Consider the following 19,319-nt stretch of genomic DNA (forward strand, 5'->3'; position numbering starts at 1 on the left):
CGAGAAAGGGTGAATTGTCCATGACCACCTACGACTACGTGATCGCCGGCGGCGGAACGGCGGGTTGCCTTCTCGCCGCCCGACTTTCGGAAGATCCGGACACGACGGTGTGTCTGATCGAAGCCGGCCCCAGCGACGTCGACGACCCGAACATCCTGGTGCTCAAGGAGTGGATGCACCTGCTCGACTCCGGATATGACTGGGACTATCCCGTCGAGCCACAGGAGAAGGGCAACAGCTTCATGCGGCACGCACGGGCAAAGGTGCTCGGCGGCTGCTCATCGCACAACTCGTGTATCGCCTTCTGGCCGTTGGCTCAAGGCCTGCGTGACTGGGAGGCGGCAGGTGCCACCGGTTGGGGTCCCGACGGGGTGCTCCCGTTTGTGTCCCGAGTGGAGAACAACGTCGCAGACGGTGACTACCAAGGCTTTCCGCACGGCCACGACGGTCCGGTGCGGCTGCGCGACGTGCCACCGAATGACCCGTGCGGTCAGGCCGTCCTCGACGCCGCAGCACTGGTCGGCCTGCCGACCGTGCAGTTCAATCGCGACGACTGGCATCTCAACGGCGCGGGCTGGTTGCAGATCAATGCGAATGAGGCGGGCGAACGGATGTCCTCGTCGCACGCCTACCTGCACCCGATCCTCGGGAAGCGGCCCAACCTGACCGTCCTCACGGACAGTTGGATCAGCAACATCCTGATCGACGACGCGTTGCGTGCCACCGGTGTTCGATTCCAGCGGCCAGACCTCACCGGTTACGACGAGGTGACCGCACGCCGCGAGATCATCGTCACCGCCGGGGCCATCGACACACCGAAGCTGCTGATGCTCAGCGGGATCGGACCGGCAGATCATCTGCGCGACATGGGTATCGATGTCCGCGTCGACGCGCCCGGAGTCGGCGAGAACCTCGACGACCACGTCGAGGGTCTGGTGTTCTGGGAAGCCGCCCAACCCATGGTCACCGATTCGACCCAGTGGTGGGAGATCGGCCTGTTCGCGACCACCGAGGAGGGTCTCGACCACTCGGACCTGATGATGCACTACGGCAGCGTCCCGTTCGACATGAACACGCTGCGGTGGGGATACCCGACCACCGACAACGGTTTCTGCCTGACCCCCAACGTAACTCAGGGCCGCTCACGCGGCACCGTGCGGCTGCGCTCCCGCGACTTCCGGGATCGCCCGAAGGTCGATCCGCGCTACTTCACCGACCCCGACGGCCACGACGAGAAGGTGATGCTGGCCGGCGTCCGGATGGCCCGGACCATCGCCGAGCAGAGCCCCCTGCGGGAGTGGATCGGCCGCGAACTCGCACCCGGACCCGACGCGGTCACCGACGCGGACCTGATCGACTACATCCACAAGACCCACAACACCGTCTACCACCCGGCCGGTACCGCCAGAATGGGTTCGGCCGACGACCCCCTCGCGGTCCTCGACCCTACCCTGAAAGTCAAGGGAGTCCGCGGTTTACGGGTTGTCGATGCGTCGGCGATGCCCAAACTCCCGGTGGTGAACCCCAACATCACCGTCATGACCATGGCCGAGAAGTGTGCCGACCTGATCGGATCGGCGCACCGCAGCGGTGAGTGAACCCGGCGTCGCTCTTGCCGAGTTCCTCGGCGCCCGGATGCCGTTCCAAGAACTCGGCGACGACGAACTGGCAAGCGTCGCAGACCAATCTGAGGTACGGCGAATACCGGCAGGCGGGGTTGTCGCCGAGTACGGTGACGGCGCACCGGATGCCGTGTCCATGCTGTACAGCGGCCGGGTTGCCCTGACCGCACCCGGCGACGACATCACGGATGCGTTCGAGATGATCGGTCCCGGTGAGCTCTTCGGATACCTGCCGTTGATCATCGATGCGGCCGCGCGATTCTCGGCCTGGGCGATCGAACCCTCCGTCGTGATCGCACTGCCGGCCGACACGATGCGCGAACTCTTCGGCCGTCGCTGCGGCCTGACCTTCGTCGCCAGCAACGCCTGGCGCTCGATCGAGGCACGCCAGCCCGCGTCGAACAGCTGGACGTCGTCGACCCGCGTCGCGGAATTGGTCAAGCGCCCACCGATCGTGGTGGACGCGGACACGCCGGTTGCCGACGCCGTGCGCGCCATGGGTTCGGCGGGCGAATCCGCTGTGCTGATCCCACACCCGGACGGCAGTCTCGGCATCGTCACCGAGAGCGATGTCACCCACCGAGTTGTCGGGGCCGGATTGCCCTCGTCGGTTCCGGTGTCGCAGATCATGACTCATCCGGCGCGCACCGTCGACGCCGACCGCTACGCCATCACCACCTGGCTGGAGATGCTCGAAGCGCAGGTTCGGCACATGCCGGTCTGCGACCCGCGTGGCAAGGCGGTGGGGGTGCTCGACGAGACCGACCTGCTGGTCGCCGCCAGCCGTGGCGGGTCCTTGCAGCGAACGATCGCCGAGGCCCGCGACGCGAAGGGTCTCGCCCGGCAAACCCAGTCCATCCGCCGACTTGCCGACGAACTGTTCGACTCCGGACTGGATGCCGAATCCACCAGCGGTGTCTTGTCTTTGGTCATCGACATCGCAGCACGACGCGCCGTTGAGTTGTCGCTCGCCGATCGTCCCGAAGTGAACGGCTTCGCCTGGATCACGCTCGGGAGCATCGCCCGTCGCGAGGCGATGCCGTCCTCGGACATCGACTCCGCGCTGAGCTGGTCGGACGAGAACGACGGTCGTGCACACCAATTCCGCGACATGGCGCGTCGCACACACGAGATCCTGGCCGTCGGCGATCTGCCCGAGGACTCCAACGGCGCCGTGGCCTACCTTCCGCGGTTCTCGAGATCTGCCACCGCCTGGACCGAGGCCGCACGAGGGTGGCTCGACGAGCCGCTGTCCGATCGCGGACTCATCATGTCGTCACTGCTGATCGACGGGCGGGTCATCGTCGGCCCGGCCGCCCTGCACACCGCACCGTCGGCCTACGCGTCGATGCCGACCGACCACCCGGAAGCCCTGCGCCTACAGCTTCTCGACGCGTTGTCCCTCAAGCCGAGAGTCCGCGCCGGCCGGCCCTCGCTGTTGCGTCGCAGCGACACCGTGGACCTCAAGACCCACGTGGTCTCCCCCGTCGTGAACCCGGCACGCTGGGCCGGTCTCACCGCCGGCGTCACGTGCGCTCCCACACCCGCACGGCTCCACAGCGCCGTCGATGCCGGGTCACTCGCCGGCGCCGACGCGTCGGTCCTGCACGAGGTGTTTTCCCTGACTCAGCGCATCCGCATGCGACGCCAGATCGAACAGATCCGGGCGGGCCACACCCCAGGCGACCTGGTCGTGATGAGTGAACTCACGCCGCTGGAACGCAGCATGCTCGCCGAGGGCGTCCGCGAGATCGCCGACATCCAGCGCCGGGTGCGCAACCGGGCTGCGCTCACGGGATCGTGACGGCGCGTCGCCGCCGACACTCTGTGTCCTCTGTGACAACCTGTGTGCTGCAGCACCCGGCTTGTCCGACTCGACACAGTGTGTGGTGCGGAAACGAGGAAGCCCTGACCGGATTTCTCCAGGCCAGGGCCTCTTCTGCAATCTCAACCTTGCGTCGGGGTGGCGGGATTCGAACCCACGACCTCTTCGTCCCGAACGAAGCGCGCTACCAAGCTGCGCCACACCCCGTGTGTAGCCTGCGATAGCTTACCCCGACCCGTCGCGACAACTAAATCCGCAGTTCAGAGCGTCAATTTCGCAGGTCGACGCCCGGGCATTGAGTTCAGCCGGGTTGGAATCATCCATTTTGGGCGATACAGACCCGTCGAACATGCAGGATCATCTCGACCGAACCTTCCGTGTTCGCACCCTTCGGGAAAGGACCCATCACCATGAGCAACGTGGATCAGCAGGCGCAAGGCGGTGCCAAGCAAGGCTTTGCATTCGGCATCTCCATCGTGGCCGCCGCTCTGCTGTTCGTCGCCGGGCTTGTTGCCGTATTCCAGGGCATCTCGGCCCTCGCCAACGACGACATCTTCGTCCGGACACCCAACTACGTCTTCCAGTTCGACCTCACCTCGTGGGGCTGGATCCACCTGATCCTCGGCATCCTCGCCGTCCTCATCGCGGGTGGTCTCGCGGTGGGCGCGGACTGGGCCCGAGTCTCGGCGATCATCATCGCGTCGCTGTCGATCATCGCCCAGTTCCTGTGGCTGCCCTACTACCCGGCCTGGGCGATCCTGATCATCGTCCTCGACATCATCGTCATCTGGGCGGTCTCCACCTGGAAGCCGAACGACGTCTACAACGGCTGAACGCAGCTGAACACCGCCGACGACGGGCGAGGCACATGCCTCGCCCGCCGTTTGCATCTGAGCACCACCCATCCACACCCCGGCCCGCACCGAATCGCTCGCACATCAACCACGAGAAGGGAACTTCACCGATGCGAGCAATGCGCAACACGAGTCGAGCAGTCACCGCGCTCGTCACCTGTGTCCTTGTTTCGGCCGGGCTGTTGCTGACGTCGGCCACCGCCTCGGCGGCCCCGCTGAAGCCGATCGCCAAACTCGACACGACGCGCTACCTCGGGTCCTGGTGGCAGCTGGCCGCGATCCCGGCTTTCTTCAACCTCGTTTGCGCGCGAGACACCAAGGCGATCTACACCCCCATCAACGCGACGACCATCGGCGTGAAGAACACCTGTACGACCTTCACCGGTCAGACCAATGGCGTCCAAGGACGGGCAACAGTGGTCGATCCGGTGACCAAAGCGCAGCTGTCGGTCAAGTTCCCCCAGGTCCCGGTCAGCGTCGATCCCGGCAACGCGCCCAACTACATCGTCGCCTGGATTTCCGACGGCGCAAAGGCGACCGACCCCTATCGCTTTGCCTTGGTCGGCGATCCGACGCGCCTGTCCGGATTTGTCCTCTCGCGTGACAAGGTGGTCTCCACGTCGACCCTGCGGATGCTCCGGGGGCGGGTGGAGAATGCCGGCTTCAACTCGTGCACGTTCCTCATCTCCCCGACGACCGGTGGGCGCAGCGACTATTCGCCGCTTTGCACCGTCTGATCGTCGGGTTCGGAAGCAGACGAATCCGTGTCGAATACATCTCCGAAAACCGCGCGACCCGTAGGTGACTCGCGATCCGGCCGTCGCGACCGGAACTCGGCCGGTGTCATCCCGAAGGCGAGCCGGAACCGATTGCGCATCGCCGACGTCGAGGCGAAGCCGGCGGCCCGCGCTACCTCGTCGAGCCGCTTCCGCGGCTGCGCGAGGAGCACCGAACGGACCTCTTGGAGCCGACGATTCGCGATCAGATCCGCGAGCGATTCGCCGGCAGCCGAGAAATGTCGGTACATCTGACGACGACTGACGTGCAGCTCACGGGATAGCTGTGGCGCCGCGAACTCGGGGTCGCGGAAACGCTGCTCGATCAGCGCCTGGGCGCGGGCACGAACGGTACGGTTCGTGTCGTCCAAGCGGTGGGTTTGGTAGAGCTCTTGTGCGAGAACGGCCTTCACCAGATTGACGGCGGCACCCTGGGCGGCCGACGTGGCCGCGGCGCCGGCGTTGCCGGTCGAATCCGCCTGCGCGAGCCGACGCAAGAAGGTTGTGACCGCACGCACCAATGCCGTGTCGGGCGAGACATGCTGGAAGCGTGAGAGATTGGCAGCCACCTCCTCTCCGAGCTCCACCATCGGTATGCGGAGCTGGATCGTCTCACACACGTCATCGAGGGTGACGGTGCCGAGCATGAGACTGCTCAGAACCACCAATTGGCCTGCCCGGAAATCCATCCGGTCACGTCCCGACGGGGAGGTGACACTGCCCGACGCCGAATTGATGAGCAGAACCAGTGCCGCCTCGTCCGCCGGGGCCGGCGCGATGCGACGCACCGAACATGCTGTCGACAGTCCGTTGATCACTTCGATCGCGCCGATCCGCTCCGCGTACATCAGTGCTTCAAAGCCATCCGGATCGGTTGAACTGATGCGAAGCGGTCCGTGTAGCTCGTTCATACCGCGCCGCCCGCGATACCGTTGCACGGCATCCGAATCGCCGGCGAATCGGGCGATCCATCGATCCACGCGATCGCGGTCGAGCACGGACGGGGAAACCTGCGGCCGGTTCGAGAGGTACGGCGGAACAACGTGGGATGCGACCGTTTGCGCGCGCGGACCACCATAGACCTCGGTCATGCCTCACTCCCCACATGTCGGTCCTCCGGCACGTCGTCCTCTTCGGCGACGCGCCGATAGTCGTCGGGCGTGACTCCGTACCGCGCCCGGAATCGGTTGCGCAGGGTGGCCACGGACGGGAACCCGGCCGATCGCGCAATACCTTCGAGGCGCACCCGCTCCGGTCCGGCCAGCAGTGTCCGCGCCAGTTCCAGTCGCCGCTCGTTGAGCATCTCCGACAAGGACATGTCCAATTCCTCGAGGTTCCGGTAGAGCTGCCGCTTGCTGACGTGAAGGTGCCGGGCGAGTGTTGTCGCACCGAAAGCCGGGTCGCGGAAGTTGCGGTCGACGAGGTCGACGATGACTGCGCGCAAGACGTCCGGATCATCTCCCGGGCGGCGATCGGGCTCCTCACTCTGGTCCAGTACTGCACGAACCACCTCGATCGCGGCGAGTTCGGTGTCGAGATCGACGTCGGCGCCTCCGACCGCGACGTCACGGGCCAGGCACGACACGAGACTGGCGCACGACCGTGTCAGCGGGGTGTCGGGCACCGTCGGGGGAACCGTCGCGCCGGCAGCGATGTCTCCACCCAGCACCTCGGTGGGCACCCAGATACCTGCGGAGTCGGACACTCCGTGGGTCGTCAGGTCGTAGGGCAGTCGGCTGTCGGTGATCGTGAGCCGGCCCGGACCCGATCGGAACTCATGCCCATTGGCTCGTCCCGTCGTTCCGCCGAGCGTCTGCACGGCGACGATGAGGAAATCGGAGGGATGGTCGCGGATTTGATCACTCGTGCGGCGCGTCCGTACTGCTGTCTGCAACAAGCTGTAAGCGACGATCTTCGAAAGTGGCCGCCAATACAGGAGCTGTTCGAAATCATCTGGATTCTCGGCTTCGAGTATCACGAACTCCGCATAAGGGGCGGTGCCTCCGCGACCACCGGAACGCGCAAGACGAGAACGATTCGGGCCCAAGCCACCGTCGGGTCCGTTCACTCGGTGCCAATGCTCGATGACAGCGGGGTCAAGCCCGTAACGCGGCGCGTTCACGTCCATCCCTTCGTGTGGCTAAGCGGCCCCCATAGGCCCATCATTTCATTGTTGCGCTCGATCCAGCACAGGGACTTTGGTCCCGAAAATTCGATTTCACCACCCGATGCCCGCAAGCGGTCACGACCAAAAGCGAAATCACACACTGAAGAAGCCACACCTGCGACACAAATCCAGATCGGCCCGAACTGTCACGTGCGTGGCGCGTGTTGTGACAATTCGAGTCGTCATTTGTGCCATGTACCGGGTATTCCGGTGCAGGCGGGACGCAGCGGTCGCTCGTGCCGTTTAGCTTGGCTGTGGAGGATCTCTTGACCTCGGTCGGGGCGTCGTCCCGGCCGTCGACCTCCGTTCGCCTCAAGGAAAGTGACGCTGAAAGAAATGTGCACCCGTGTCATGTGGCCCGACGCCAACGGTTCGGTGATCGTCGGCCGGAACATGGACTTCCATCAGGACCTCCACACCAACCTCTGGAAGCTTCCGCGCGGGATCAAGCGCGACGACCGGGTCTCGGGCAAGCTCAAATGGACCGCGAAGTACGGAAGCGTCATCGCAGGCGTCTACGACGTCCTGTCCACGGATGGTCTCAACGAACGGGGTCTGGCGGGGCACATTCTGTGGCTGGCCGAGTCGGAGTACGGCACCCCCGACGACTCGAAGCCACAACTGGCCATGTCGGTCTGGCTGCAGTTCTACCTGGACAACTTCGAGACCGTCGCCGAGGCCGTGGCGTGGACCGAGAAGAACCAGCCGCAGATCGTTCCCATGGCCGATCCAACCGGGCACAGCAAGCCCGCACTACATCTGGCGCTCGATGACGCCAGCGGCGATTCGGCGATCTTCGAATACATCGATGGCAAGATCGAGATCCACCACAGCCGCGACTACCTGGTGATGACCAATTCGCCGACCTACGATCAGCAACTCGAACTGGTCAAGAAGTACGAAGGACTGGGCGGCGATGATCCGCTACCGGGAACGTGCCTGGCCTCCGACCGCTTCGCGCGCGCCCTCTACTACGTCGGCGTCCAACCGAAACCGGCGTCGCAGTTACAGGCCATCGCGGCGATGCTGAGCATCATCCGCAACTGCGCTCAGCCCTTCCGCAACCCCGAGCCCGGCAAGCCCGACGCCTCGCAGACGCTGTGGCAGGTTGTCATCGACCTGACCAACCTGCGCTACGCCTTCGAATCCACCACCCGACCCAATACTGTGTGGGTGAACCTCGCCGACCTCGACTTCTCCGAAGGCTCCGGCGAGGCCAAGCTGGATCTGCTCAGCAAGCTCGCACTCGAGGGCGGCATCGCCGGTGAGGTGCACAAGCATTTCACCAAGCACCACAAGTTCCACATCGTCTCCATCGAGCAGGCCAAGCTCATCGGCGAGTTGGTTGCGAAGGCCGCCCCGGAGCTCGCACACGTGAAGGGATCACTCGAGGAGCACGAGAACAAGGTCCAGGAACTCGTCCAGGAGAAGCTTGCCTCGTTCGTGAACGCCGAATAGGTTCGGCCGAGCCGAGATTCACCGGGTCCGAGTCCCGTATGGGACTCGGACCCGCGCTTTCTACGCGTTCACGAAGAAGGATGTGGACGATTGTCGGAAGACTCGGCGACTGTCGACGACGGCAACGACATGGCGGTGCTCATCGCGTGGCGTGGGCGGTGAATGCACACGGCAAAGGACGCCCCAGCGTTCTGGTGATGTATTTGCCGCTCATTGATGAGTGCCCTTTGGTGGAGGCGATCGCGAAGACATCTGGATTGCCTCTGAGCTGTTTCGGTGCCCCCGCGTCGCCGTTGCGTGCCGGTCATCTGCTTTCCGGTTCGTGCGGGTCCGTCACGCCAGACATCCGTAGAGCCCGACGAAACTCGTCGGGAGTCAGACCATACCGTGCGCGGAAACGGTTGCGAAAGGTCGCCGCCGACGGGAATCCGGCTGAGCGAGCTATCCCTTCCAGCCGCACATGTCCCGGTTGGGTAAGTAGGTTGTGTGCCCACTCCAGGCGCCGGGTGACGATCATCTCGGCGGGCGAGAAATCTTCGCCCTGAAGACTTCGGTACAACTGCCGCCGACTCATGTGCAGAAGCGCGGCCACGGACGCCGCGTTGAAGGTGGGGTCGCGGAAGTTGCGTTCGATGAGATCGCTGACAGCCGCACGAACGAGAAGCGGGTCGCCGGACACAGCATCATCGGCCGACTTGGTTTGTTCGATCATTGCCCGGATCACCTCGATCGCAGCGAACTCGGTGTCGAGGTCCACATCAGCTCCTCCGATGACCGCGTCGCGAGCCAACCGGACGACGAGGCTCGCGCAGGCTCGGGTGAGGACGGTGTCGGGTGTGAGTGGTTCCGTTGTTGCGCCGGCAGCGATGTCACTCCCCAACAGTTCGGTGGGTACCCAGAGTCCGATCGCGTCGGTGGTGCCGCGTGTGGTCAGGTCGTACGGCAGACGGCTGTCGATGACGGTGATTTGCCCAGCGCCCGCGGCGAACTCGCGGCCGTTGGCAGTTCCGGTTGTCGACCCCAGGGTCTGTACGCCGCAGATGAAAAAGTCCGAGGGATAGTCGCGAATGCGGCTCGCGGTTCGACGAGTACGCACCGGCGTTTGCAACAGGCAGAACGCGAACAGCTTGGACAACGGCCGCCAGTACACCAACTGCTCGAAGTCGTCTGGTTCGGCTGCATCGAGTTCGACAAGAACCGCGTATTGCTCGATGCCGCTGCGACCTCGAGTGCGCACACGGCGCGAACGATGCTCACCGAGTTCCCCTTCACGCCCGTTGTCGCGCTGCCACCGGTCGAGAACTGTTGGGTCCAAACCCGACCCAGACTGGTCTCCCGGCGTCACGACGTCGGTGCACGCAAAGCAGGCAACACGATGAGAGACGCGACGAAGAAGCAGATCGCCCCGATGAAGGTGCCGAGGGTGGCCAGTACCGCATCGACGGTCACTCCGTCGGTGGTGATGTATGCGCCAACCGCCGACACACCGAAGGCGAGGCAGCCGATCATGTTGATCTGGCCCGACCACCAGTCCCGACTTCCCGGTGCCCACATGCGGTCGGTGCGCGCGTAGGCCACCAGCACGAAGAACCCGCTGAAGAGGAAGGCAACTGACCCTTCGGCGTTCGGTGTCCACACGAGGTGCTTCTGCGCGGCGATCGTGTGGGCCTGCAACGCCGCGCCGGTACTCACATTGAACAGCAGGGTGCCGAAGAATTGCGTTGCGGCCGCGAGCCATTCGGCCCGCACCATCGTTCCCGGCGCATAGGAGACCGGAACGGTCACCGGGCCGGCGGTGATCAACTGGATGAAGGCGGCGGTGGTGAAGAACCACGCACCGACGAAGAAGCACAGATTGGCGTTGGCCGCCCCCATCAGCGACCCTAGTCCGGGCGCCGAACCCACGGCAAACAACGCAGACCCGACCATGAAGCTGCTGCACTGCTTGGTGAGGGTCGGAGTGAGAATTCGCTGTGTCCACGACGGTGGTGGATCGAAGACCAGATCCGCGGTGGTATCCGTCATCGCGGCCCGCCGATCCGGTCACCGTCGTTGTGCGTACGCATTCGATCTCCTCGTCGGACACCGCTGTTCGCGCTCGAGCCCAACGGACTCGAGCGCGACCACGCGGTGCTCAGTGATGGAAGTGTGAACCGGCCTTCTCACGCGGCAGTGGCGCTTCGAGGTTGTCGAGGAAGACGACCTCACCCTCGATGTCGCGCAGCAGGGCGTCGGCCAGATCACGACTCAGTCCGGCGCGAACAACGATGCGCTGCAACGTCATATCGGCCAGGTCGTCGGCCATCGGGTATGCCGGGACCAGCCAGCCCTTCATGCGCAGCCGGTCGGACAGATCGAAGAGGGTCCACTTCTCGGTGTACCCCTTCTTCAGTTTCCACGCGAAGACCGGGATCGTGTCGCCCTTGCTGACGAGTTCGAACGGACCGATCTCGGCGATCGCCGACGAAAGGTATTGCGCGACATCGAGCGACCCCTGCTGAACCTGGCGATAGCCTTCCCGGCCCAAGCGCAGGAAGTTGTAGTACTGCAAAAGGACCTGCGCGCCAGGACGCGAGAAATTCAGTGCGAGCGTAGGCATGTCACCGCCGAGGTAGCTGCAGTGGAAGACCATGCTGTCGGGCAGCGCGGCGGTGTCGCGCCAGATGATCCACCCCAGACCCGGATACACCAGGCCGTACTTGTGGCCGGAGGTGTTGATGGACACCACCCGGTCCACCCGGAAGTCCCATTCCAGATCGGGCTGGCAGAACGGTGCGATCATCGCACCCGATGCGCCGTCGACATGGATCTTGATGTCGAGGCCGGTCGATGCCTGGATCTCATCGAGCTTCGCGGAGATCTCCTTCACCGGCTCATAGAGGCCGTTGTAGGTGACGCCGAGGATGGCGATCACGCCGATGGTGTTCTCGTCGACGTACTTCTCCAGCTCATGGCCGTCGAAGACGAAGTGCTCTTCGCTCACCGGCACCCAGCGGGGCTCGACCTCGAAGTAGTTGAGGAACTTCTCCCAGCAGACCTGAACCGCGGTGGACAACACCAGGTTCGGCTTCTCGATCGACTTGCCCTCGGCCTTGCGGCGGGCCTGCCAATGCCGTTTCAGTGCAAGACCACCCAGCATCGCGGCCTCCGACGAACCGATCGTCGACGTCCCGATCGCGTTGTCGACATCGGGGTTGTTCCACAGGTCGGCGATGATGCGCCAGCACCGGTCCTCGATGGCCGCGGTCTGTGGGTACTCGTCCTTGTCGATCATGTTCTTGTCGTAGGTTTCCGCGTACAGCTTGCGCGCCTCGTCGTCCATCCAGGTCGACACGAAGGTTGCCAGGTTCAGGCGTGCGTTGCCGTCGAGCATCGCCTCGTCGTGCACGATCTGATACGCCGTCTCGGGCAGGCTCATTCCGTCAGGAATGGTGAACTTCGGCAGTTCGGTTGCCTCGCCTGGGCGCACGAACACCGGGTTGAGCGTCAGCGTGTCACCGATGTTGGTGGTCGTGCGGGCGTTGGTGTGGGACAGATCGGTCATGGGTTCCTCCTCGGGACATACGGGTGGGTTCGGTGCGATCGAAAGTGCAGTGCTGATGGATGTATTCGGAATTCGGTTACATGTCGGCTAGACCTCGACCGGCGGGTAGAGGCGGTCCATGTTGTATTGGCGGTTTCGACGAGCGGCCCACGTCGAGATGGCCAGGAACACCACGGTGAGGCACGACAGCACACCGATCGCGATCCACAGGCGATGGTCGACGCCGCCGACCGTCAGCTGGCGTAAACCGTTGACCGTATATGTCATCGGGTCTACCCAGTGGATGTACTGGAAGGGTTTGGTGGTCGTCGGCACTGGATAGATCCCGCCCGCCGAGGTGAGCATCACCATGAGGAACGCCAGCGTCACCACGCGCCCGACGGCCGGCCCGAAGACGGCATTGAGCATCTGGATCATCGCCAAGAACACCGCGACCATCAGCAGCATGAAGCCAAAGGTCGCCACGGGATACACCGGTCGCAGGCCCACCGCGAACACGACTACGAGATAGAGGATCGCGGCCTGCAGGAATCCGACGAAGAAGGTGGGTGCGAACGACGCCAGCACCGCTCGCAGTGACGCCAGACCCTGCGCTATCGGACGAGATTGCAACGGGGTGAACAGCATCCAGGCGATGATGCTGCCGACGAACAACGCCAGACCGAGGAAGAAGGGGGCGAATCCGGTTCCGAATGTCTTGGCCTCGTTGAGAGTGTTCTCCTCGAGCGTCACCGGTTGCGACAGGGTGTTTGCCAGCGCGTTCTTCTGCTCCTGCGACCACTGCGGGACCGCCTTGACTCCTGCGTCCACTTGTCCGGCGAGCTCGTTGGTTCCCGCGGCGAGTTGCACGGTCCCGGCCCGCAACTGGTTGGCACCATTGCTCAGCTCGACGAGACCGGTACTGAGTTGTCCTGCTCCCGAGCTGAGTTCGTTCGCCGCGCTCCGCGCCGCGACCACATCGTTGCGAAGGGTCCCGTTCTGCAGCAGCCCCATGGCAATTCGTACCGGACTCTGCGGGCTCCCCAGTTGCTGCGAGAGGGTCGCGGCGTCGGTGCGCACCGCGGTGAGCTGATTGTTGGCATTGGGTCCAAGGCCCTGGGTCCTCAGCACACTCTGCGCGGGCGCGAGCAGATCGGCGAGTCGCTGTACTGAAGGGTCGGGGTTGGCCCGCAGTTGCGCCATGACACCCGTCACCGCCCGCGATGCCTGCGACTGTGCGGTCGCAGCCGTACCCAACTGATTCGCCACTGCCGTTGTCCCCGTACTCAATCGTGTGACGAGCGCGTTCAGTTCGGCGGGAGTCAGACCACCGTTGCCGGAGTTGTTGAGCGCCGCGAGGACGGGGTCGGTGGCGCGCTGCACAGCACCGTCGAGCGTGTTGAGGCCCCCGGCGAGCTCGGCCGCACCGTTCTTGGCGGTGACCAGATTGGTCGCCAGCTCACCGGCACCGGTATTGGCCTGCTGCATACCGTTGTTCAGCTTGTTGACTCCCTGCTGAGCCTGCGTCAGCTTGGGCATGAGTCCGGTGACATCATTGATGACGATGTCGAAGGTGGTCGCGCCGACCTGCGCGCCGACCTTGTTCACCACCTGTTCGGCGGCGTCCTGCCCCATCACCGTCGCGAGGTAGTTGTTGGCGTCGTTGTAGGTGAAGATCAGTTGCGCCGATCGTGCGTCACCGCTCGCAGGCGACGCGATGTCAGCACTGAAATCCTCGGGCAGCGTGATGGAGAAGTAGTACTTCCCATGTTCCACACCGTCTTTGGCCTCTTGCGCGGACACCACGTGCAGATCGAGCTGGTCGGAGGCGATGAGTCCGTCGGTGACCTGTTTGCCCGCGTTGAGTGGCTTTCCTTGCACTGTTGCACCCTGGTCAGCGTTGACGATCGCCACCGGGATCTTGTTGACCGCGTCGAACGGATTCCAGAACGCCCACAGATAGAGCGCGCCATACATCAACGGCATCAACACGATGACGATGAGTGCCAGTCGTGGCATCTGCCCTCGGTAATAGCGTTTGAAGTCGCTGCCGGGCGAGAACGCAGCAAGCATGTCAGAGGGTCCGTTCCTGTTGTTCGAGCTTCACGAATTCTTGGTCGGTCAGGTTGTCGACGAGAATCGCCTCGCGCACACCGATTCCGGCGTGCACGCCGTTGACGTCGGCAGTGACGACGGTCTGATTCCGTCCCAGGTCGACGAGCCGCTCGGTGAGTATCCGGGTGCTCTCGATCCGAGCGAGGCGATCCACTCCACCGACCACGAGCAGGGGTGGCCGCGCCACATTCGCGACCGCGATGCGAAACAGGCTCGCCGTGAGTTCCGGCAGTTCCTCGACGAAGGCGTCCATCGAGGGAAGCGACAGATCTCCGAAGACCGGCGCGCAGATGCGTTCGAGGTCTTCCTGACGGGCTTGCCGAACCCACTTGTACCACTTCGCATGCCACCGGATCTGCTCGGTCACCACATCGCGCACCCGGATGGCCTGCTCGATTCCGTCCACTTCGTCGATGTCGGCGATCGCGGCACGCGCGAACAGATGACGCGCATCGTTTCGCCGCCCGAATGCGGTGAGGCTTCCCGAGGTCGGCTTCATCCGACCGGCGAGGGTGAGCAGCAACGCCGTCCGACCCCGTCCGCCGGACCCGACCAGCACCGTCACACCGCCCTCGGCGACACGCAAACTGGTTGGACCGTAGATGTGGCCCCACGATGCCCGCACCCCGATGTCCTCGGCGACGAGGAGTGCTTCCCCGTCGTCGAGTACGCGCGGCACCGGTGCGGTGACCTCGTTGGTCGACCAGTCGTCGGTCATAGTCATTGTCGCTTTCTGAGAAACGCAGTACGCGCCGAGCATCATCGGCGCGATCCGGCACGGCGGGATGCGGTTGTGGCCTAGTGCAGAGTGTTCTTGAAAACCTTGCCGCCCTTGATGATCAGCTTCAGGTTCTGGTCCGGATCCGACAGCACCGAGATGTCGGCCAGCGGGTCGCCGTCGACCAAGAGCAGATCGGCCCACGCATCGGGCGCGACGACGCCGAGTCGCGCCGATCCGTACGGATTGCGGTCACCGGCCATTTCGAAGAGCTCCGCGTTGCCCGAGGTGAGCATCTTCAACGACTCTGCATTGGAATAGAATTCGCCCATTCGAGCCGCCATGACGCTTTGACGCGCCGCGGACTGTGGTTCCAGCAGGAGGTCCGTGCCGAAGGCCACCTTGACGCCATACTTCTTGGCCCAGGTGTACACATTCTCGGTCCCATGACAGATCTGCCGGTTCTTCTCGGCGCGATCGGGGTCGGGATAGTGGTGGTCGTCTTCGGCGAAGGGCTGCATCGACAGCCAGATCCCCTTCTCACCGATCAGCGCGACGGTTGATTCGTCGGCAGGGTGACCGTGCTCGATGGACCGCACTCCCGCCTCGATGGCTCGCTTGATCCCCGGCACGGTGTAGACGTGGGTCGCCACGTACGTGCCGTAGTCCTCGGCCGCGTTGACGGCCGCGCGCATCTCGTCGGGTGTGAACTGCAGCGTGTACAGCGGGTCGTACATCGAGGCCGCGCCACCACCGATGGTGAGTTTGATCTGCGATGCCCTTTGCGCAGTTGCTCGCGCACCGCTGTGAGGACACGCTCGACGCCGTCGACGGTCCTCGTGAACCCGATCGAGTCGGTACGACTCGGACCGCCGCCGAAGGCATATGGGGTCTCGTACACGAAGGCGAAGTCGCCATGGCCCGAGGTCTGGGAGATCATCGCCTGGCTGGGAAAGATCCGTGGTCCCTCGAAGTCGCCGCGATCGATCACCACCTTCAGTGGTGCGGTGTCGCCACCCATGTCGCGCACGGAGGTGAAGCCTCGGTGCAGCATGCGCTTGGCCTCCGACAGCGTGTTGGCAACCAGCAGACCGGTCGCGCCCATCACGAAGTCGAGGTAGCTGTTCGCGTTCCCCATCAGGTGGACGTGGGCGTCACTGAGTCCCGGCATGAGGAACCGGCCGCCGCCGTCGATCTCGGTGGTCTCGATTCCAGGAGCGTCGCCGATCGGCGAGTCGGCCACTGCGGCAATCCGTTCGCCTTCGATGAGAACGTCGTGTGCGTCCACGACGTTGTCGGTCAGCCCGTCGAAGACCCGCACGTTGCGAATCACCAGACGTCGACTTGTACTGTCTCCCTGCGACATGGCTTGAAAGCTAGGACATCCGAACTCCGGCGCTCAACCGCAGATTCACGACGTCGCATATCGCCGGCCCGGGCCACCGTCAGGGCCGGCGAATACTCGGCAAAGCCGCCGTGAATCGGAGACCAAACGCAGGTCAGGAGCACAATTACGCACTATGGGGCGAGATGCCCGACGGCACAGCCTCACGCGGCATCGCTCGACCTTCAACCCTTTTTCCTAGCAGGAGAACGTGGTTCGAGCCACCGCCCTGACGTCGCCATCACCGATCTGTGGGCAACACGGCACAGATCGCTTCGCTGCGATCGAGAAGGCTTCGCGCCAACCGCCCGAAACTGGCACAGGATTGCACTTCGCTCGGCACTACGCTGACATCATGCCGCCGCTCACCCGCGATGACACGTCAGCCTCCGACCGCCGCTCCACGCTCAAGGCCGCCGCCTACCGCGTCGCCGACGATGTCCTGTACCCGGCCGCCGCCGACGTCGACCGTACGGGGCACGTCCCGGATTCTCATTGGGCCGCTCTCGCGGAGGCCGGGCTGTACGGTATCGCCGCACCGGTCGACGCAGGCGGACCGGGCCTGGAATTCGGTGGGGTCACCGAGATCCTCGAGATACTGGCGAGCGGCTGTCTGTCGACGGCCTTCACGTGGATTCAGCACCACGGCGTGGTGATCTCGCTGGCGGGCAGCCCCAACACCTCGTTGCGCGACACGCTCCTCGGCGACACCGTGAACGGTCGTCTGCGTGCAGGCGTGGCCTACGCAGGCGCCGTCCCCACCCCGCCGAGGATGACCGCCACCCGCACCGGCACCGGTTGGCGCTTCGACGGGTACGCGCCGTTCGTGAGCGGATGGGGCGTCATCGACCTGCTGCAGATCAGCGCACGTGACGTCGAGACCGACGACGTGATCGCGGCGATCATTCGCACCGACGACCTCCCGTCGGCCATCGAGTTCCACCCCCTGCGACTCGCCGCCGTCGACGCCGCAGCCACCGTGGCCCTGAAGGTGACCTCGCTGTCGATCGCCGACGATCAGGTGGTCAGTCGGGTCACACTCGAGGACTTCTTTGCGAATCAGAACATCGGCGTGCGGCTCAACGGGACACTGCCATTCGGCACGTTGCGCCGCGCGACCGCACTGCTCGACATCGCCGGGCATTCGCCGCAGGCGCGTCGGCTACGTGAACGCGGCGACGGGATCCGCACCGGGCTCGACGCCGCACTCGGTGACGCCGACGGCCTTCTCGTCGCTCGCGCCGACGCCGCGCAACTCGCGCTCGACGCGGCGGCCGCGCTCGTCGCCGCCGAGGGCGGTAAGGCGCTGATCGGGGGCAGCGACGCCGAGCGGATCTTCCGCGAGACAGCTTTCATTCTGGTGGCCGCAAGCCGACCACAGCTGAAAGATGCGCTGCTGCAGCGCTTCAGCGGTCTCTGAACCGCTTCGCGTAGTCCCGGAGGAACAGCGCCTCGACCAACGCCATGTGCTCGATCTCGGACGGATCGACACTCTCGTTGGGCGCGTGGATGAGGCACTGCGGTTCTTCCACCCCCATCAGCATGATCTCCGCGTCGGGGTAGGTCTGTTGGAGGACGTTGCACAACGGGATGGCTCCGCCCTGCCCCTGCACCAAGACATCGGTGCCGTACGCGGTGCGCATGGAGTCGACGAGGGTGTCGAAGCCGACGCCGCCCGTCGAACCCACGAAGGGTGATCCGATGGCGTCGCGTTCGATCGACAGACGAGCGTTCCATGGCGTCACCGAGGTCAGATGATCGACCAGCGCATCCTGCGCCACCTGCGCGTCCATCCCCGGTGGCACCCGAAGGTTGAGCCTGGCCCGCGCTCGGCCCTGCACGGCGGCCGACGACCCCGCCACCGACGGGCAGTCGATACCCAGCACGGTCAATGCCGGTCGGGCCCAGATCATTTCCGACACGGTGCCCGAGCCGACCAGACTCACGCCGTCGAGAACCGTTGCATCGGAGCGGAACTGATCGCCCGGGTACTGAACACCATCCCACACCTGCGTGTTGTCCAGTCCGTTGACCGTCGTATTGCCATCCGCGTCACGCAGCGTGGCAAGCATCGCGATCAACGCCGCCAGCGCATCCGGTGCAGCACCCCCGAAGACACCGGAATGCATTGCCGAACCGAGTGTTTCGACGGTGACGGTCACGTTCGCGATGCCACGGAGCGTCGTGGTGAGACTGGGTTTGCCGACCGCGAAGTTTCCGGAATCGACCACGAGGATCGTGTCCGCGCGCAACAGCTCCGGATTCTTCGGGACAAAATCCTCGATACCGCCCGTCCCCTGTTCCTCCGAACCTTCGCCGATGATCTTGATGTTCACCGGGACGTCGTTGCCCAACGCCCGCAGGGCGGTCAGGTGAACCGCGATGTTGCCCTTGCAATCCGCGGCACCACGCCCATACCACCGACCGTTGCGCTCGGTCAGGTCCCATACCGGGGAGTCCCACTCGTCGGCCCCGAGTGGCGGCTGGACGTCGTGATGGAAGTACAGCAGCACGGTCGGGGCGTCGTCCGGTCCGTCGAGATGACCGGTGACGGCCTTGCTGCCGTCCGCTGTTTCGTGGGCGGCCACGTCGGCAAATCCGGCCTCGACGAAGGTCTCCTCGAGCCAGTCGACCATCTTCTGGCATTCCTCGGGCGGCGCCTGCTCGACGTTGTACACCGACTGGAATCCGACCATCGCGGCCAGATCCTCCTTGGCCCTGCCCATCAGATCCCGAACACGTTCGGCCAGCACGTCATCGCTCATCTCGACCCTCGATCCCTGTTGCACGTTGCGATCCCTCGTACGTCGTGTCCATCATGCGCTGCCGAGGTGACCCTCGCACACGCATGCCGAAGTCGACCACGGCTGTGCATTA

General features: G+C 64.5%; 14 protein-coding genes, 1 tRNA gene and 1 pseudogene. 6 read left to right on the forward strand and 10 right to left on the reverse strand.

Annotation, left to right across the window (positions count from 1 at the left end):
• Positions 1 to 20: 20 nt before the first annotated feature.
• Together ACWDTF_RS08790 and ACWDTF_RS08795 are read left to right on the forward strand one after the other, a co-directional pair.
• The gene (locus ACWDTF_RS08790) at positions 21 to 1,598 is read left to right on the forward strand and encodes a GMC family oxidoreductase (RefSeq protein ID WP_449754285.1); all 1,578 of its coding nucleotides are present in this window, start codon (positions 21 to 23) and stop codon (positions 1,596 to 1,598) included.
• The gene (locus ACWDTF_RS08795; RefSeq protein ID WP_449754286.1) at positions 1,591 to 3,426 is read left to right on the forward strand and encodes a putative nucleotidyltransferase substrate binding domain-containing protein; all 1,836 of its coding nucleotides are present in this window, start codon (positions 1,591 to 1,593) and stop codon (positions 3,424 to 3,426) included. Before ACWDTF_RS08790 ends, ACWDTF_RS08795 begins: the two co-directional genes overlap by 8 nt.
• A gap of 154 nt (positions 3,427 to 3,580) precedes the next feature.
• Here ACWDTF_RS08795 and ACWDTF_RS08800 read toward each other — a convergent pair.
• A tRNA-Pro gene (locus ACWDTF_RS08800) sits at positions 3,581 to 3,654 on the reverse strand.
• A gap of 203 nt (positions 3,655 to 3,857) precedes the next feature.
• Here ACWDTF_RS08800 and ACWDTF_RS08805 point away from each other — a divergent pair.
• Entirely contained in the window at positions 3,858 to 4,280 is a 423-nt protein-coding gene (locus tag ACWDTF_RS08805; RefSeq protein ID WP_240856212.1) for a DUF7144 family membrane protein, read from the forward strand.
• Between the two features lie 131 nt (positions 4,281 to 4,411).
• Positions 4,412 to 5,038 (forward strand): lipocalin family protein, encoded by a 627-nt coding sequence (locus ACWDTF_RS08810; protein WP_449754287.1) that lies wholly within the window; start codon positions 4,412 to 4,414, stop codon positions 5,036 to 5,038.
• Here ACWDTF_RS08810 and ACWDTF_RS08815 read toward each other — a convergent pair.
• Both ACWDTF_RS08815 and ACWDTF_RS08820 read right to left on the reverse strand, forming a co-directional pair.
• On the reverse strand, positions 5,014 to 6,168 hold the full coding sequence (locus ACWDTF_RS08815) for a helix-turn-helix domain-containing protein (RefSeq protein WP_240856214.1): 1,155 nt from the start codon (positions 6,166 to 6,168) through the stop codon (positions 5,014 to 5,016). The genes ACWDTF_RS08810 and ACWDTF_RS08815 overlap by 25 nt on opposite strands.
• On the reverse strand, positions 6,165 to 7,055 hold the full coding sequence (locus tag ACWDTF_RS08820) for an AraC family transcriptional regulator (protein WP_355277372.1): 891 nt from the start codon (positions 7,053 to 7,055) through the stop codon (positions 6,165 to 6,167). The genes ACWDTF_RS08815 and ACWDTF_RS08820 overlap by 4 nt, the downstream gene beginning before the upstream one ends.
• Positions 7,056 to 7,580: 525 nt before the next feature.
• Here ACWDTF_RS08820 and ACWDTF_RS08825 point away from each other — a divergent pair.
• Entirely contained in the window at positions 7,581 to 8,702 is a 1,122-nt protein-coding gene (locus ACWDTF_RS08825) for a linear amide C-N hydrolase (protein ID WP_449754288.1), read from the forward strand.
• A 304-nt stretch (positions 8,703 to 9,006) separates the two neighbouring features.
• Here the strand turns inward: ACWDTF_RS08825 and ACWDTF_RS08830 are convergent, their stop codons facing one another.
• The 6 genes and pseudogenes from ACWDTF_RS08830 to ACWDTF_RS08855 form a co-directional block, all read right to left on the reverse strand.
• Complete coding sequence (locus tag ACWDTF_RS08830) at positions 9,007 to 9,939, reverse strand: helix-turn-helix domain-containing protein (protein ID WP_449754289.1); 933 nt, start codon at positions 9,937 to 9,939, stop codon at positions 9,007 to 9,009.
• 104 nt (positions 9,940 to 10,043) lie between these two features.
• On the reverse strand, positions 10,044 to 10,727 hold the full coding sequence (locus ACWDTF_RS08835; RefSeq protein WP_240856219.1) for a hypothetical protein: 684 nt from the start codon (positions 10,725 to 10,727) through the stop codon (positions 10,044 to 10,046).
• Between the two features lie 109 nt (positions 10,728 to 10,836).
• Positions 10,837 to 12,246 (reverse strand): glutamate decarboxylase, encoded by a 1,410-nt coding sequence (locus ACWDTF_RS08840; RefSeq protein ID WP_240856220.1) that lies wholly within the window; start codon positions 12,244 to 12,246, stop codon positions 10,837 to 10,839.
• 87 nt (positions 12,247 to 12,333) lie between these two features.
• Positions 12,334 to 14,298, reverse strand: coding sequence for a YhgE/Pip family protein (locus tag ACWDTF_RS08845; protein WP_449754290.1), 1,965 nt, complete (start codon positions 14,296 to 14,298; stop codon positions 12,334 to 12,336).
• Position 14,299: 1 nt separating this feature from the next.
• Positions 14,300 to 15,058 carry an ATP-binding cassette domain-containing protein gene (locus ACWDTF_RS08850; RefSeq protein ID WP_449754311.1) on the reverse strand — a complete coding sequence of 253 codons (759 nt, stop codon included), beginning with the start codon at positions 15,056 to 15,058 and terminating at the stop codon, positions 14,300 to 14,302.
• A gap of 80 nt (positions 15,059 to 15,138) precedes the next feature.
• A pseudogene (locus tag ACWDTF_RS08855) lies at positions 15,139 to 16,424 on the reverse strand (amidohydrolase family protein).
• Between the two features lie 373 nt (positions 16,425 to 16,797).
• On the opposite strand from ACWDTF_RS08855, the gene ACWDTF_RS08860 reads away from it, so the two are divergent.
• Complete coding sequence (locus ACWDTF_RS08860) at positions 16,798 to 17,862, forward strand: acyl-CoA dehydrogenase family protein (protein WP_449754291.1); 1,065 nt, start codon at positions 16,798 to 16,800, stop codon at positions 17,860 to 17,862.
• Here ACWDTF_RS08860 and ACWDTF_RS08865 read toward each other — a convergent pair.
• Entirely contained in the window at positions 17,849 to 19,207 is a 1,359-nt protein-coding gene (locus ACWDTF_RS08865; protein ID WP_355278261.1) for a dipeptidase, read from the reverse strand. The genes ACWDTF_RS08860 and ACWDTF_RS08865 overlap by 14 nt on opposite strands.
• Between the last annotated feature and the right edge of the window lie 112 nt (positions 19,208 to 19,319).

The organism is Gordonia sp. NPDC003422 (assembly GCF_053588675.1).

Bases quoted from the DNA above. Each gene is read 5' to 3' on its own strand.
- ACWDTF_RS08790 (WP_449754285.1), top strand. From the start codon at position 21: ATGACCACCTACGACTACGTGATCGCCGGCGGCGGAACGGCGGGTTGC.
- ACWDTF_RS08805 (WP_240856212.1), top strand. From the start codon at position 3,858: ATGAGCAACGTGGATCAGCAGGCGCAAGGCGGTGCCAAGCAAGGCTTT.
- ACWDTF_RS08810 (WP_449754287.1), top strand. From the start codon at position 4,412: ATGCGAGCAATGCGCAACACGAGTCGAGCAGTCACCGCGCTCGTCACC.
- ACWDTF_RS08815 (WP_240856214.1), bottom strand. From the start codon at position 6,168: ATGACCGAGGTCTATGGTGGTCCGCGCGCGCAAACGGTCGCATCCCAC.
- ACWDTF_RS08825 (WP_449754288.1), top strand. From the start codon at position 7,581: ATGTGCACCCGTGTCATGTGGCCCGACGCCAACGGTTCGGTGATCGTC.
- ACWDTF_RS08835 (WP_240856219.1), bottom strand. From the start codon at position 10,727: ATGACGGATACCACCGCGGATCTGGTCTTCGATCCACCACCGTCGTGG.
- ACWDTF_RS08840 (WP_240856220.1), bottom strand. From the start codon at position 12,246: ATGACCGATCTGTCCCACACCAACGCCCGCACGACCACCAACATCGGT.
- ACWDTF_RS08845 (WP_449754290.1), bottom strand. From the start codon at position 14,298: ATGCTTGCTGCGTTCTCGCCCGGCAGCGACTTCAAACGCTATTACCGA.
- ACWDTF_RS08850 (WP_449754311.1), bottom strand. From the start codon at position 15,058: ATGACCGACGACTGGTCGACCAACGAGGTCACCGCACCGGTGCCGCGC.
- ACWDTF_RS08860 (WP_449754291.1), top strand. From the start codon at position 16,798: ATGCCGCCGCTCACCCGCGATGACACGTCAGCCTCCGACCGCCGCTCC.
- ACWDTF_RS08865 (WP_355278261.1), bottom strand. From the start codon at position 19,207: ATGAGCGATGACGTGCTGGCCGAACGTGTTCGGGATCTGATGGGCAGG.